Genomic DNA, 15134 nt, shown 5'->3' with positions numbered 1-15134 from the left:
TCCACGGTGCCGCGACGTGACCACGGCGTGAACTCTCGCGGTGTGGCCCCTTTCACAATGTCCCCCGAGTGTGCAGACTCACCCCCAGCACCGGACCGATCAGGGCACCCGCGGAGGTGGCAATGGCGTCGACGGACGCGCAGCGCACGGCATCAGGACAGTCAGGCATGTCAGGCGCGTCCGGGGTGGACGGTCCGACCAGGGCCCGGATCGGGGCCAGGACCCTGCGCTCCGACCGGTGGTGGCTCGCGCCGCTGGCGACGTTCGTCGTCTTCAGCGGCTTCGTCGTGTTCGCGACGTTCCGGGCCTTCCAGGCGGCGCACTTCTACTCCGCGCCCTACCTGTCGCCCTTTTACTCGCCCTGCCTGACGAGCAAGTGCCAGGAGGCGGCCGACTTCGGCACGCCGTTCACCTGGTGGCAGCTCTCGCCGGCGCTGCTGATCCTGATCTTCCCGCTCGGGTTCCGGATGAGCTGCTACTACTACCGCAAGGCCTACTACCGGGCCTTCTGGCTGAGCCCGCCCGCCTGTGCCGTGGCCGAGCCGCACAAGACGTACTCGGGCGAGACCCGGCTGCCGCTGATCCTGAACAACATCCACCGCTACTTCTGGTACTTCGCGATCGTGGTGGCGCTGATCCTGAGCTACGACACGGTGCTGACGTTCCGCGACGAGGACGGCAACTGGGGCCACATGGGGCTCGGGACGCTGATCTTCCTGGTCAACATCGTGCTGATCTGGCTCTACACGCTCTCGTGCCACTCCTGCCGGCACGCGGTCGGCGGGCGGCTGCGGCACTTCTCGAAGCACCCGGTGCGCTACCGGATGTGGACCTGGGTGTCGCGGCTCAACGCCCGGCACAGCCAGTACGCGTGGCTCTCGCTGTTCTCGGTGGCCGCGGTCGACTTCTACGTCTACCTGCTGGCCACCAACGCCTTCGACGACCCGAGGTTCTTCTGATGTCTGACCGTCACCCGATGACCGGCAACGAGATGTCCGGCAGCGAGCAGGTCGGGCTGGAGCGGCACCGGTACGACGTCGTGGTGATCGGCGCCGGCGGTGCCGGCCTGCGCGCGGCGATCGCCGCCCACGACGCGGGCGCGCGCACCGCGATCGTGTGCAAGTCGCTGCTCGGCAAGGCCCACACGGTGATGGCCGAGGGCGGTATCGCCGCGGCCATGGGGAACCGGTGGCCGGAGGACAACTGGGAGGTGCACTTCCGCGACACCATGCGTGGCGGGAAGATGCTCAACAACTGGCGGATGGCTCAGCTGCACGCCCAGGAGGCCCCCGAGCGGGTCATGGAGCTCGAGGACTGGGGTGCCCTCTTCGACCGCACCGACGACGGGCTGATCTCGCAGCGCGACTTCGGCGGCCACCGCTACGCCCGGCTCGCCCACGTCGGCGACCGCACCGGGCTGGAGATGATCCGCACCCTCCAGCAGCGCGCCGTCGCGCTCGGCATCGACGTCTTCATGGAGTGCACGGTCACCGAGCTGCTCAAGGACAAGGGAGCGGGATCGCAGGGCCGGATCTCCGGGGCGTTCGGCTACTGGCGCGAGACCGGGCGCTTCGTGGTCTTCGAGGCGCCGAGCGTGGTGCTGGCCACGGGCGGCATCGGCAAGTCGTTCAAGGTGACCTCGAACTCCTGGGAGTACACCGGCGACGGCCACGCGCTGGCGCTGCGGGCCGGAGCCAGCCTGATCAACATGGAGTTCGTGCAGTTCCACCCGACGGGCATGGTCTGGCCGCCCTCGGTGAAGGGGCTGCTGGTGACGGAGTCGGTCCGCGGCGACGGCGGCATCCTGAAGAACTCCGAGGGCAAGCGGTTCATGTTCGACTACATCCCGGAGTTCTTCAAGGCCGAGACCGCGGACAACGTGGAGGAGGCCGACCGGTGGTACGACGACAAGAAGAACAACCGGCGGCCTCCCGAGCTGCTGCCCCGTGACGAGGTCGCGCGCGCGATCAACTCCGAGATCAAGGCCGGCCGGGGGTCACCGCACGGCGGGATCTTCCTCGACATCGCGTCGCGGCGTTCTCCCGAGTTCATCCGCAAGCGGCTGCCGTCGATGTACCACCAGTTCAAGGAGCTGGCCGACGTCGACATCACCGCGGAGCCGATGGAGATCGGGCCGACCTGCCACTACGTGATGGGTGGGGTCGAGGTCGACGCCGACACCGAGCTCAGCGCCGTCGAGGGCCTGTACGCCGTGGGGGAGTGCTCGGGCGGCATGCACGGGTCGAACCGGCTCGGCGGCAACTCGCTGTCCGACCTGCTGGTCTTCGGGCGGCGGGCCGGCGAGAGCGCGGCCGCGCACGCGGACGGGCTGGGCGGCACGCGCCCGACCGTGGACGACGCGGACGTCAAGGCGGCCCAGGCCACCGCGCTGGCGCCGTTCGAGCACGAGGGGGGCAGCGAGAACCCGTACACGATCCAGCAGGACCTCCAGCAGACGATGAACGACCTGGTCGGCATCATCCGCACGGCACCCGAGCTCGAGCGGTCGCTGCAGGAGATCGAGCGCCTCAAGGAGCGGGCGCAGCACCTCGTCGTCGAGGGGCACCGGCAGTACAACCCCGGCTGGCACCTCGCGCTCGACCTGCGCAACATGCTGATCGTCTCCGAGTGCATCGCGAAGGCCGCGCTGGAGCGCCAGGAGTCGCGCGGCGGGCACACGCGCGACGACTTCCCGGGCCCGGACGACACGTGGGGGAGCAAGAACCTGGTGCTGAGGCTGGACGCCGCCGGCACGGGTGTCGACCTGGCCCACCAGCGCTGCCCGTCATGCCCGACGACCTGAAGTCCTTCTTCGAGTAGGGAGATCCCGATGGGATACGAGCTGAAGATGCGGATCTGGCGCGGCGACCAGGACGGCGGGGAGCTGGGCGACTACACCGTCGAGGTGTCCGAGGGCGAGGTCGTGCTCGACGCGATCCACCGGGTGCAGGCCACCCAGGCCGGGGACCTCGCCGTCCGCTGGAACTGCAAGGCCGGCAAGTGCGGCTCCTGCAGCGCAGAGGTCAACGGCCGTCCGGCGCTGATGTGCATGACCCGGCTCTCGGACTTCGACGAGACGGAGACCATCACCGTCACCCCGATGCGGACCTTCCCGGTGATCCGCGACCTGGTGACCGACGTGTCCTTCAACTACGAGAAGGCACGCGAGCTCCCGTCGTTCGCCCCGCCGCCGCGCGACGCCGACGGCAAGCGCCGGATGGCGCAGGTCGACGTCGAGCGCGGCCAGGAGTTCCGCAAGTGCATCGAGTGCTTCCTGTGCCAGAACACCTGCCACGTCGTGCGCGACCACGAGGAGAACAAGCCGGCCTTCGCCGGCCCCCGCTTCTTCCTGCGGTACGCCGAGCTCGACATGCACCCGCTCGACACCCATGACCGCCGGAGCCTGGCCCAGGGCGCGGCGGGGATCGGGATGTGCAACATCACCAAGTGCTGCACCGAGGTGTGCCCCGAGGGCATCAAGATCACCGACAACGCGATCATCCCGATGAAGGAGCGCGTGATCGACCGGAAGTTCGACCCGCTCGTCTGGCTCGGCAGCAAGATCGGCATCCGCAACAAGGACGACGACGGCCGCACGGAAGTCTGAGCGCGCGTGCCCTGAGGTGTCGTAGCTGTGGCGGGCGCGGAGCTAGCCGTCCCCGGGGCGCGCAACGCCCGCGAAGACCCTGAGTGCGGCGCCACCCCGAATGGTCACCGGCACGGCGGGCCTGATGAACCGATCCCGGGTCAGGATGAACTTGTTGTGCTCAGCCGCGTCGCCGTCCCGCAGCTCGAGCCTGGTGCCGTTGGGCACGAAGCCCACCTTCCTGCTCACGGCCGCAGATGCGGGGTTGTCCGCGTAGGCGCCGCTGGTCATGGCATGGACGTCGAGCTCATCGAAGAAGAGAGCGCAGATCGCCTGACGCATCAGGGTGCCCAGACCGCGGCCCTGCATGGACTGGGTCAGCCAGGAGAACGTGTCCGGTGTCCGCAGGACCGGGAACCGGGACGCTTCGGCGCCCTGGATGCCGACGATCCGGCCCTCGTGGCGGACGACGAGGGGAAGGGCCCACTCATCTCCCGGAAAGGTGGCGCGGTACTTCCAGTAGCGACTCGCGAGATCTCGCCCCAGCCACGGCATCGGCTGGTCGGCCCAGGCCCACGGGAACGGTCGCTTGTCATCGCCGTGAATGCCTCAGCGGCGGCCTCGACGAGCTCGGGCAGATCCTCGTCGCGCATCGCTCGGAGTGTCAGCGGACCACAGGTCACGGAGAGTGCGAACGGTGGCCACAGGTCCTCGAGCGTCAGCGACATGCGCTCACCCTGTCAGCAGGCAATGGTCGCGGCCAGCGACTTCCCGGGCGGTCCCGCGTCAGCGTGTGCCGCAGCGTGTGCCGCAGCGTGTGTCGTGCCGTCGGTCCGAAACCTGTTCGAACATATTGACGAATGAAGTCAAACTGGACTACCATGATGCATGGCTTCCATCGACGACCTCGACGCCCCGGGTCTGCTCGCCCTGGCGCAGCAGCGAGTCGTCGAGCGCCGGGCAGGGGAGCTGGAGGACCTGCGGCTGGCCGCGCACTGGGCGGCCCTGCACTCCTCGGACCCGCGGACCGACCCCGGCCACACGGCGGTTCCCGGCTGCGACCGGTTGGTGATCGTCGGTGGGGAGGGGACTCCGCCGCTGCGGCAGCTGTCCCTGCCCGAGCTCGGCATCGCCTTCGACTGCCACACCAATGCCGCCCGCAGCATGGTTGCCGACACCCTTGACCTGCAGCACCGCCTCCCGCTGGTCTGGACTGCCGCCCACGAGCTGCGCTGTGAGATCTGGGTGGTCCGCCAGGTCGCCCGGATGACCCGCCAGTTGTCCCTCGAGGCGGTCCGGCTGGTCGACGTGGCCCTGGCGCCGGTGATCGGCACGCTGCCGTCGGGCCGGCTGCTCAGCCTGGCCGAGGCCAAGGTCATCGAGGCCGACCCGGAGGCCCATGCCGAGAAGGTGGAGGCCGAGCTGCGCCGCCGCTTCGTGGGAGTCTCCCGCACCGACGAGAACGGACTGCGCACCATCTTCGCCCGCCTCGATGCCGGTGACGCCACCTGGTTCGACGCGACCGTCGAGCAGGTCGCCGACATCCTCGATGCTCGAGAGGACCTGCGCCCCGACACTCCTCGCGACCTCAACCGCGACGAGCTCCGCTCCCTGGCGTTCGGTTGGCTCGCCCGGCCCGCAGAGGCGCTCCAGCTGATCCTGGAGTCGACCCAGGCGGCCCCGATCGAGCCTCCGTCGCGTTCGGTCGCCCTGTCCGAGCGAGCTCTGGAGCTGCTCAGGACCCTGGACCTCTCCCGGCTCCGGCCGAAGGCGCAGGTGTTCGTCCACCTGCACGAGGACGTCCTGACCCGTCGCGCCCCGGGCGTCGCCCGGGTGGAGACGCTCGGCCCGCAGCTGCTTGCCCAGCTGGTCACGCTGCTCGGCCACGTCAACATCACGATGACCCCGGTGATCGACCTCGATGAGCAGCGAGCCGTGGACGGCTACGAGCACCCCACCACCATGAAGACCCGAGCCAGGCTCCGGTCACCCGGCGACGGGTTTCCCGGCTCGGTCACGATGATCGGCACCGGCCGAGCGGCCGACATGGACCACCCCGTGACGTACGACGCCGACGGACCACCGGGCCAGACCAGCGACACCAATGCCCAGCCCCTCACGAGGGGCCACCACCGGGCCAAGACCCACCTGCCCTACGTGGTGTGGATCATCGACTCGACCACCAAGCTCTGGAAGACCCCCAACGGCCTGTGGCGCATCGTCGACCACCAGGGCACCCACCATCCCGAGATCGTCGAGCTCGACCCCGGTGTCTACAGCTGCGTCGCCTGACTCGAGGTTTGTGTTCATCCGAGGCACCAGGCTCCGATCCGTGTCACTCGTGTCGTGGATCGCTATGCCGGGCATGGACGTCTCGACCGACGGATACGGCGGACTCCCGATGCGCGGGCCTGAGCATCCCGCGTCCGGAGCCATGTGGCTCGCACGCAAGCCAGCCTGACGCTCGACCGCGATCCGCGATCGACCCGCACGGATCTGCCGACGAGTGTGGGACCGTGTCGCGGTGACTCGTTACGTCGACCTCGCCGCTGACGGGACCTCGGTCGGCAGGTGCGTCATCCTCCCGGGCAGCAGGTACACCCCCGACGGGCCGATGCTCTTCTTCGCCGCCCAGGTGGCCCTCATGCGGGGTTGGGACGTGCGCCAGGTCTGGTGGGAGGTGCCGCAGCTCAGCAGCGACGCCGACGAGGTCGCCTGGGTCGGATCCCAGCTGGAGGCGGCCGTCGACGGCTTCGCGGGGCGCGTCATCGTCGTCGCCAAGTCGCTCGGGACCATGGCAGCCCCGGTCGCCGCCGCGCGCGGGTACGACGCCGCGTGCCTCACACCGCTCCTCACGGAGCCCGACCTCGCCGAGCCTCTCCTGTCCTACCCCGCCGAGCAGTTCGTCGTCATCGGCGCCGACGACCCCTACTTCAGCCAGCGCGTGCTCGACGCGCTCCCGGGTGAGCACCTGGTCGTGCCGGGGGACCACGTCCTGCGCGTCCCCGGTGACGCAGCAGCCATGGTCGCCAGCCACGACCGCTTCGTCCGGTCGTTCGACGTCTGGCTGGCCGCGTAACGGTCGTAGCGACGTCAGGGCGCCCGACCCGGTTTGGCCGGGACCATCGGCCGGTGTCCGGCGGGTCTCGCCGGTGGGACCATCGGGCATGGTCGAGCAGTCCGCCGCTCCGATCCGCACGGCGATCGTGCGGATCACGATCGGCTCGTTCTCCCTCGCGGCCCTGCTCGGGGTGATCGCACTGATCGGCGGGGGAGCCTTCGGCGCGCCCGAGGCCCGCGTCCTGCTGACGACGCTGCTGGTCGGGATCGCGAGCGTCGTCGTGCTCTGCTACCTCACCACGGCCGGTACGCCGTACCAGCTCGTCGGAGTGGTCGGCGGCGTCGTCGTGGTCGTCCCGGTGGTCAGCGCGCTGTTCATGATCTGGCGCGACTACGAGACCCCGCCCAACGAGCTGCTCGGCCAGTCCTTCGGCGTCGGGGCGATCGTGGCGGCCACCCTGGCGCAGGCCTGCCTGCTGCTGGTGCTGGGCCGGCTGGCCCGCCCGATGCTGCGCCGGATCCTGGTCGGCACCCTGGCCATGGCCGCGGCGCTGGCCGGACTGCTCTCCGCGCTCGTGCTCGGCGTCCACGACCCGGGGAGCCTCTACCTGCGCACCCTCGGCGTGGTCGCGATCCTCGACGTGCTCGGCACCGTCGTGGTGGCGGCGCTGGCGAGGTTCGGCCCGGGCGCGAGCCGTCCTGCGCCGGCCAGGGCAACCGTCCTGACCGTGCCGCCCGGGCTGACGCAGCGGCTGGCCACGGTGGGGGAGCGCAGCGGCCGCCCGGTCGACGCCGTTCTCGAGGAGGCGATCGAGCGCTACCTGGCCGAGGCCGAGGTGCCGATGACCACCGCGGAGGAGTCCTGACCGGTGTCGCCCGCGCACTGAACGCGCACTGAACGCGCATTGAAAAAGTCACACTGGCTGGAACCCGTTCCGCGGGTGCTCCTATCGTTCGCACCATGACACAGGTCGAGGGCGGGCTGGACGAGCCCGAGGAGCTCGAGCCGGAGCAGGGGACGCTGGACCTGTCCGACCCGGGCGACCGATGGAGCATCTCCGACTGGGAGCAGGCCGCCGCCGCCGTGCTCCGCAAGTCGCGACGGATGGGCGACGAGGACCCCGACGACCTGGTCTGGGACAGGCTCACGCGTACGACGCTCGACGGCATCCCCGTCACGCCGCTCGGAACCGCATCGCTGCTCGAGGACCTCGAGACCTCGGGACGCCCGACACGGGCCGGCGACTGGGACATCCGGGCGCACCTCGCTGTCGGCGACGCCAAGGCGGGCAACGAGGCCGCCCTCGTCGACCTGAACGGCGGCGTGACCTCGCTCTGGCTCGAGGCGTCGGCCGACACCGACCTCGCCACGCTCCTCGACGGCGTGCTGCTGGACCTGGCGCCCGTCGTGCTCGACGCGCCGACCGCACCGGTCGCCGTCGCCGAGGCGTTCCTCGCCCACGCCGACGGCCGCGAGCTCGCGCCCGGCACCAACCTCGGCGTGAGCGGGGAGGCCGCCGAGGAGGACCTGGTGGCCGTCGCCGAGCTCGCGCGGCGGGCCGGAACCCTCGCCGTGGTCGTCGACGCGACGGCCGCGCACGACCGCGGCGCCTCCGACGCCCAGGAGCTCGCGCACTCCCTGGCCGTGGGCGCACGGGTGCTGCGGGTGCTGACCGGCTCCGGCCTGTCGGTCGACGAGGCGGCGCGCCTCCTCGAGTTCCGCTACGCCGCCACCGACGAGCAGTTCACGACCATCGCCAAGCTGCGCGCAGCCCGCCGGCTCTGGGCCCGGGTGCTCGAGCTGAGCGAGGCCTCGGCGCAGGAGACCGGGGGGTGGGCGCAGCGGCAGCACGCCGTCACCAGCCGCCCCATGATGAGCAAGTACGACCCCTGGGTGAACATGCTCCGCACCTGCGTCGCCGCCTTCGCCGCCGGCGTAGGCGGGGCCGACGCGGTGACCGTGCTGCCGTTCGACAGCCCGCTCGGGGTGCCCGACGCCTTCGGCCGACGGATCGCGCGCAACACCTCCAGCCTGTTGATCTCCGAGTCGCACGTCGCCCGGGTGACCGACCCGGCCGGCGGCTCCTACGCCGTCGAGAAGCTCACCGACGACCTGGCCCGTGCCGGGTGGGAGGTGTTCGGCCGGCTGGAGGACGGCGAGTCCCTCGACGAGGCCATCGAGCAGACCGTCGCCCGACGTGAGGCCGAGATCGTCCGGCGCAAGCGCCCGATCACGGGGCTCACCGAGTTCCCCGACCTGGCCGGGGTGCTGCCCGAGCGGCCGGCCGACCCGACCGCCCGTCCTGTCCGCCGCTACGGCGCCAGCTTCGAGGCACTGCGCGACGAGCCCGTGAGCGAGCACGTCTTCCTCGCCACCCTCGGAACGGTCGCCGCCCACACCGCGCGCGCCACCTTCGCCGCCAACCTGTTCGCCGCCGGCGGGATCGCGGTCGACGTGGCCGGCCCGACCACGGACGCCGGCGAGCTGGTGGCGGCCTACGACGGCCAGGCAGTCGTCTGCCTGGCCGGCACCGACGCGGCGTACGCCGAGTGGGGTGCCGCCGCGGCCGCTGCGCTGCGTGAGGCGGGTGCCACCTGGGTGATCATCGCGGGCAAGCCGCTCGACGGCACCGACGACTCCTGCGCGATGGGCGTGGACGCACTCGACTTCCTGACCCGGACGAGGGAGAAGCTGGCATGAGCATTCCGAAGAGCTTCGCCGGACTCCCGCTCGGGGGCTCGAACGGCCCGACCGACGCGGCGGCGCCCAGCGCCGGGGAGGCGTGGCACAGCCCCGAGGGCATCGAGATCAAGCCGTTCTACACCCAGGCCGACGTCGAGGGCCTCGACGCGCTCGACACCCTGCCCGGGCTGAGCCCGTTCCTGCGCGGGCCCTACCCGACGATGTACACCACGCAGCCGTGGACGATCCGGCAGTACGCCGGCTTCTCGACCGCGGAGGAGTCCAACGCGTTCTACCGCCGCAACCTCGCCGCCGGCCAGAAGGGTCTGTCGGTCGCCTTCGACCTCGCCACCCACCGCGGCTACGACTCCGACCACCCGCGCGTGCGCGGCGACGTCGGCATGGCCGGCGTGGCGATCGACTCGATCTACGACACCCGCACCCTCTTCGACGGCATCCCGCTCGACGAGATGTCGGTGTCGATGACCATGAACGGCGCGGTCCTGCCGGTCCTGGCGCTCTACATCGCGGCGGCCGAGGAGCAGGGGGTGAAGCCGGAGCAGCTCACGGGGACGATCCAGAACGACATCCTCAAGGAGTTCATGGTCCGCAACACCTACATCTACCCGCCGCAGCCGAGCATGCGGATCATCTCCGACATCTTCAGCTACACCGCCGAGAAGATGCCGCGCTTCAACTCGATCTCGATCTCCGGCTACCACATCCAGGAGGCCGGGGCGACGGCCGACCTGGAGCTGGCGTACACGCTCGCCGACGGCGTCGAGTACATCCGCGCGGGCCTCGCGACCGGCATGACCATCGACCAGTTCGCGCCGCGCCTGTCGTTCTTCTGGGCGATCGGCATGAACTTCTTCATGGAGGTCGCCAAGATGCGCGCCGCCCGCGCGCTCTGGGCGCGGCTGGTGCGCGAGTTCGACCCGAAGAACCCCAAGTCGCTGAGCCTGCGCACGCACTCGCAGACCAGCGGCTGGTCGCTCACCGCGCAGGACGTCTTCAACAACGTCCAGCGCACCTGCATCGAGGCGATGGCCGCCACCCAGGGCCACACCCAGTCGCTGCACACCAACGCCCTCGACGAGGCGATCGCGCTGCCGACCGACTTCTCGGCGCGGATCGCCCGCAACACCCAGCTCCTGCTGCAGCAGGAGAGCGGTACGACGGGCACCATCGACCCGTGGGGCGGCTCCCACTACGTCGAGCGGCTCACCCACGACCTCGCCGAGCGCGCCTGGGCCCACATCCAGGAGGCCGAGCGCGCCGGCGGCATGGCGAAGGCGATCGAGCAGGGCATCCCCAAGATGCGCATCGAGGAGGCGGCCGCCCGCACCCAGGCCCGGATCGACTCCGGCGCGCAGAAGGTGATCGGCGTCAACACCTACCGCCTCGCGGCCGAGGACCGGCTCGACGTCCTCAAGGTCGACAACGACGACGTCTACCGCCAGCAGATCGCCAAGCTCGAGCGGCTGCGTGCGGAGCGCGACGACGACGAGGTCCGCCGGAGCCTCGAGGCGCTCACGGGCTCGGCCGAGCGCGGCGCCGGCGCCGGACTGGACGGCAACCTGCTGGCCCTCGCCGTCGACGCCGCCCGCGCGAAGGCGACGGTGGGCGAGATCTCGGACGCGCTGGAGAAGGTCTACGGCCGCCACCAGGCGGTCATCCGTACGATCTCAGGCGTGTTCAGGGACGAGTCCGGCTCCTCGGGGAGCGAGCTGGTGCAGCGGGTGCTGGACGCGACCGAGGAGTTCGAGGAGGCCGAGGGGCGGCGCCCCCGCATCCTGGTCGCCAAGATGGGCCAGGACGGCCACGACCGCGGCCAGAAGGTCGTGGTCAGCGCCTTCGCCGACATGGGCTTCGACGTCGACGTCGGGCCGCTGTTCTCCACGCCCGAGGAGGTCGCCCAGCAGGCCGTCGACGCCGACGTGCACATCGTCGGAGTCTCGTCGCTGGCCGCCGGCCACCTCGCGCTGTTGCCGGCCCTGAAGCAGGCGCTGGCGGACCAGGGGCGCCCGGACATCATGATCGTCATCGGCGGCGTGATCCCGCCCGACGACGTCCCGACCCTGCAGGAGATGGGCGCCGCGGCCGTCTTCCTGCCCGGCACGGTCATCGCCGAGTCCGCCCTGGACCTGCTGGCGAAGCTGCGGGAGCAGCTGGACCACTGATGGAGGTCGCAGCGCTCGTGGAGGGCGTGCGCGCAGGCCGGCGTGCCGCCGTGTCGCGGGCCATCACGCTGGTCGAGTCCTCCAAGCCCGCCCACCGGGCGGCGGCGAGGGACCTGCTGGCCGATCTCAGCGACCCCGACGTCACCGGTGCCCGCGCGCCCGTGGTGAGGGTCGGCATCTCCGGGGTCCCCGGGGTCGGCAAGTCCACCTTCGTCGAGGCGCTCGGCACCCGGCTCACGGCCCGGGGCCACCGGGTCGGCGTGCTGGCCGTCGACCCGAGCTCGGTGCGCACCGGGGGCTCGGTGCTCGGCGACAAGACCCGGATGGCCCGGCTGGCGCACGACCCGAACGCCTACATCCGGCCCTCGCCCTCCGCCGGCACCCTCGGCGGGGTGGCCCGGGCGACCGTCCAGGCGATGGCCGTGCTCGAGGCCGCGTCGTACGACGTGGTGCTCGTCGAGACCGTCGGGGTCGGCCAGTCCGAGGTCACCGTGGCCGGCATGGTCGACACGTTCCTCTTCCTCACCCTGGCGCGCACCGGTGACCAGCTCCAGGGCATCAAGAAGGGGATCCTGGAGATCGCGGACGTGATCGCGGTCAACAAGGCCGACGGCGACCGGGAGCAGGAGGCCCGGGTCGCGGCCCGCGAGCTCGCGGGGGCGCTGCGGATGGTCCGCGGCAAGGGGGAGTGGGCACCGCCCGTCGTGACCTGCTCGGCGCTGGAGGGCGTCGGCGTCGACGACCTGTGGGAGCGGGTGCTCGGTCACCGCGAGCACCTCGGTGAGCAGGGGCTCGCCGACAAGCGGGCAGGCCAGCAGCTGGACTTCATGTGGGCGCTGGTCCGCGACGAGCTGGCCGAGCGGCTGCGCCACTCCCACGGCGTCGCGGCGATCCGGGACCAGGTCCGGGCCGCCGTGCTGGCCGGGGAGCTGCCCGCGACCACCGCGGCGGACCGCATCCTGGCGGCCTACGACACCGGCGCCTGAGCGTACGAGCCTGCTACGTCCCCACATCCCCGGTCCCGGGTAAATCGGCGGCCGGAGCCCCAAGGCACGCGTGAGGTCCACAAGGATCCCTGAAGAATCATCGACAGGGAGGGACAACTCGATGAAATCCACCATCCGAATGACGGGCGCCCTGACGGCGCTCGCACTCGCCGCGGCGGGAACAGCCGTCGCGACCACCACCGGCGCGTCCGCCGCGGGCGCAGGCCGGACCATCATCGCCGGGCATCTCGTGAGCCCGCTGACCGCGGCCATCACGACCACCGGCACCGCCTACGTCAGCCAGAACTTCGCAGGCTCGCTGGTGAAGATCCGGCCGGGCCACAGCCCGCAGACGATCTTCCAGGCGCCGAAGGGGGTCGAGGTCGGCGCGGCGTCCGTGCGCGAAGGCGTCGTCACGTTCAGCGTGACGGGCAAGAAGCGCCAGGCGGTCCTGCAGCGCGACAAGGCAGGGCACGTCACGACGGTGGCCAACGTCGGCGCCTACGAGAAGAGGAAGAACCCCGACTCGGGCGTCACCTACGGCTTCCGCGACATCAAGAAGGCCTGTGCCTCGAAGTTCCCGAAGGGCTTCCCGGTCAAGTACAAGGGCATCGTCGACTCGCACCCGTACGCCACGGACTCGGGATTCGGCTCGCTCTGGGTGGCCGACGCGGCGGGCAACGACATCCTCCGCATCGAGAACGGCCACATCACCGACTCCATCCTGCTGCCACCGGTGCCGATCAAGATCTCGGCCAAGGCGGCGAAGGCCAACCACGTCCCGGCGTGCGCGGTCGGGCTGACGTACTGGTTCGAGCCGGTCCCGACCGACGTCGAGGCCGCCCACGGCGAGCTCTACGTCTCCGCCCTGACCGGTGGTCCCGAGGACAACAGCCTGGGCAAGAAGAGCCGCGTCTACACGATCAGCCCCGTCAACGCCGAACCCGAGCTGCTCGCCAAGGGCTTCGCGGGTGCGGTCGGCCTGGCGGTCACCCCGGAGGCGACGTCTACGTGTCCCAGCTCTTCGGCGGTGTGATCTCGAAGCTGCGCAACGGCAGCAGCGTGCCGCACACGTGGCGGTCGGCGGTGCAGCCGGCTGCGGTCGAGTTCGTGAAGGGCAAGGTCTACGCGACGACCAACGTGCTGGCCAAGACGCCGGCAGGCAGGCTGGTTCGCTTCGGCGGATGACCCAGCGCGCCTGATGAGCTGAACCGGAGGGCATCGGGACGAGGTGGTGAACTAACCTCGGTCCCGATGCCCTCCGACACGCCCGTGGACGCCGCAGCCTCCGTCATCGACTCGGTCGTCGCCACCAACGACGACGAGCTGGTCGAGCTGCGCCGTGACCTGCACGCCCACCCCGAGCTCTCCTGGGCCGAGACCCGGACCGGCGACCTGGTCGCCGCGGCGGTCGAGAAGGCCGGCTGGCGGGTCACCCGGCTGCCGCAGACGGGCCTGGTCGCGGACCTCGGCGACAGCGGCTCGCTGGTCGCGCTGCGGGCGGACCTCGACGCGCTCCCGGTCCAGGACGCCACCACCGACCCGTGGACCAGCACCGTCCCCGGTGTCGCCCACGCCTGCGGCCACGACGTCCACACCGCGGCGCTGGTCGGCGCCGCCCAGGCGCTCGGCGAGGTGCATGCCCGCGGCCTGCTGCCCGGGCGCGTCCGGCTGCTCTTCCAGCCGGCCGAGGAGGTGATGCCGGGTGGCGCCCTCCACATGGTCAGCCTCGGGGTCCTCTCGGACGTCGAGCGGATCTTCGCCCTGCACTGCGACCCCGGCGTCGACCTGGGCCAGGTGGGCCTCCGGCTCGGGCCGCTCACCAGCGCGGCCGACCGGGTCGAGGTCCGGCTCGAGGGCACCGGCGGCCACACCTCCCGCCCCCACCTCACCGGGGACCTGACCTTCGCCCTGGCCAAGGTCACCACCGAGCTGCCCGCGATGCTCTCCCGGCGCCTGGACCCGCGCTCCGGCGTGAGCCTGGTGTGGGGCATCGTGAACGCCGGCGCCGCCGCCAACGTGATCCCGGACCGGGGCCTGACCGCCGGCACCGTGCGGATCCTCGACGCCGTCGCCTGGGCCGAGTGCGAGGCGCTGGTGCGCGAGCTGGTCCACGACATCGTCCGCCCGTACGGCGTGAAGGCGCACGTGGTCTACCAGCAGGGCGTCCCGCCGGTCGTCAACGAGGTGGTCTCCCACCGGATCATGTCCGGGGCCGTCCACCGGGCCCTCGGGGAGCGGGGCCGGGTCACCGCCCACCAGAGCCTCGGCGGCGAGGACTTCGGCTGGCTCCTGGACCAGGTCCCGGGGGCGATGGCGCGGCTCGGCACGCGCACGCCGGGCGGCCCGACGTACGACCTGCACCAGGGCAACCTGCGCGTCGACGAGCGCGCCACGGGCATCGGGGCACGGGTCCTGGCGAACGCCGCCGTGGGTTCTTTGGTCACCGACCTATAACAACGTAAGAAATTCTGCGGCGCTTGGCCCCGGATGGGGGGTCTCGACCATTAGTGTGACCCGGCGTGCGTGGCGATCGGCTGGCGCACTCGAGACCCCACACAAATTTCAGGAGGCGCCGTGAAGAAGACGGCACGCACCGCGACGATCGTTGGTATCGCCGCACTTGTTCTGGCCGG

13 protein-coding genes are annotated in these 15134 nt (G+C 71.1%); 12 read left to right on the top strand and 1 reads right to left on the bottom strand.

Going from position 1 to position 15134, the window contains the following annotated elements; all coding sequences use genetic code 11:
- Positions 1-167: 167 nt before the first annotated feature.
- From H0S67_RS18315 to H0S67_RS18305, 3 genes are read left to right on the top strand one after another with little or no spacing between them, the layout of a single operon-like run.
- Complete coding sequence (locus H0S67_RS18315) at positions 168-959, top strand: hypothetical protein (RefSeq protein WP_180934203.1); 792 nt, start codon at positions 168-170, stop codon at positions 957-959.
- Entirely contained in the window at positions 959-2803 is a 1845-nt protein-coding gene (locus H0S67_RS18310; protein ID WP_246354866.1) for a fumarate reductase/succinate dehydrogenase flavoprotein subunit, read from the top strand. Before H0S67_RS18315 ends, H0S67_RS18310 begins: the two co-directional genes overlap by 1 nt.
- A 27-nt stretch (positions 2804-2830) precedes the next feature.
- Positions 2831-3607, top strand: coding sequence for a succinate dehydrogenase/fumarate reductase iron-sulfur subunit (locus H0S67_RS18305; protein WP_180934202.1), 777 nt, complete (start codon positions 2831-2833; stop codon positions 3605-3607).
- A gap of 42 nt (positions 3608-3649) precedes the next feature.
- Here H0S67_RS18305 and H0S67_RS18300 read toward each other — a convergent pair whose 3' ends face one another.
- On the bottom strand, positions 3650-4192 hold the full coding sequence (locus H0S67_RS18300) for a GNAT family N-acetyltransferase (RefSeq protein WP_343050514.1): 543 nt from the start codon (positions 4190-4192) through the stop codon (positions 3650-3652).
- A 282-nt stretch (positions 4193-4474) separates the two neighbouring features.
- Here H0S67_RS18300 and H0S67_RS18295 point away from each other — a divergent pair, with 282 nt between their 5' ends.
- The 9 genes from H0S67_RS18295 to H0S67_RS18255 all read left to right on the top strand — a co-directional run bounded on the left by H0S67_RS18295 (position 4475) and on the right by H0S67_RS18255 (position 14955).
- Positions 4475-5878: a DUF222 domain-containing protein gene (locus H0S67_RS18295; protein ID WP_180934200.1), complete on the top strand. Its 1404-nt coding sequence runs from the start codon at positions 4475-4477 to the stop codon at positions 5876-5878.
- Positions 5879-6110: 232 nt separating this feature from the next.
- Positions 6111-6665: a hypothetical protein gene (locus H0S67_RS18290; RefSeq protein WP_180934199.1), complete on the top strand. Its 555-nt coding sequence runs from the start codon at positions 6111-6113 to the stop codon at positions 6663-6665.
- Positions 6666-6753: 88 nt separating this feature from the next.
- Entirely contained in the window at positions 6754-7512 is a 759-nt protein-coding gene (locus H0S67_RS18285) for a ribbon-helix-helix domain-containing protein (protein WP_180934198.1), read from the top strand.
- A gap of 95 nt (positions 7513-7607) precedes the next feature.
- A complete protein-coding gene (locus H0S67_RS18280; protein WP_180934197.1) occupies positions 7608-9347 on the top strand; it encodes a methylmalonyl-CoA mutase family protein in 1740 nt (579 codons plus the stop codon).
- Complete coding sequence (gene scpA, locus H0S67_RS18275; RefSeq protein WP_180934196.1) at positions 9344-11512, top strand: methylmalonyl-CoA mutase; 2169 nt, start codon at positions 9344-9346, stop codon at positions 11510-11512. Before H0S67_RS18280 ends, scpA begins: the two co-directional genes overlap by 4 nt.
- Positions 11512-12498, top strand: a complete 987-nt coding sequence (meaB, locus tag H0S67_RS18270; protein WP_180934195.1) for a methylmalonyl Co-A mutase-associated GTPase MeaB — start codon at positions 11512-11514, stop codon at positions 12496-12498. Before scpA ends, meaB begins: the two co-directional genes overlap by 1 nt.
- Before the next feature lie 121 nt (positions 12499-12619).
- Positions 12620-13534, top strand: a complete 915-nt coding sequence (locus tag H0S67_RS18265) for a ScyD/ScyE family protein (protein ID WP_180934194.1) — start codon at positions 12620-12622, stop codon at positions 13532-13534.
- Positions 13510-13686 carry a hypothetical protein gene (locus tag H0S67_RS18260; RefSeq protein ID WP_180934193.1) on the top strand — a complete coding sequence of 59 codons (177 nt, stop codon included), beginning with the start codon at positions 13510-13512 and terminating at the stop codon, positions 13684-13686. The genes H0S67_RS18265 and H0S67_RS18260 overlap by 25 nt, the downstream gene beginning before the upstream one ends.
- A gap of 66 nt (positions 13687-13752) precedes the next feature.
- Positions 13753-14955, top strand: a complete 1203-nt coding sequence (locus H0S67_RS18255) for an amidohydrolase (RefSeq protein WP_180934192.1) — start codon at positions 13753-13755, stop codon at positions 14953-14955.
- Positions 14956-15134: the final 179 nt, after the last annotated feature.

Source organism: Nocardioides ungokensis (genome assembly GCF_013466985.1).
Lineage (GTDB): Bacteria > Actinomycetota > Actinomycetes > Propionibacteriales > Nocardioidaceae > Nocardioides > Nocardioides ungokensis.
This window is presented reverse-complemented; position numbering and strand designations above follow the sequence as displayed.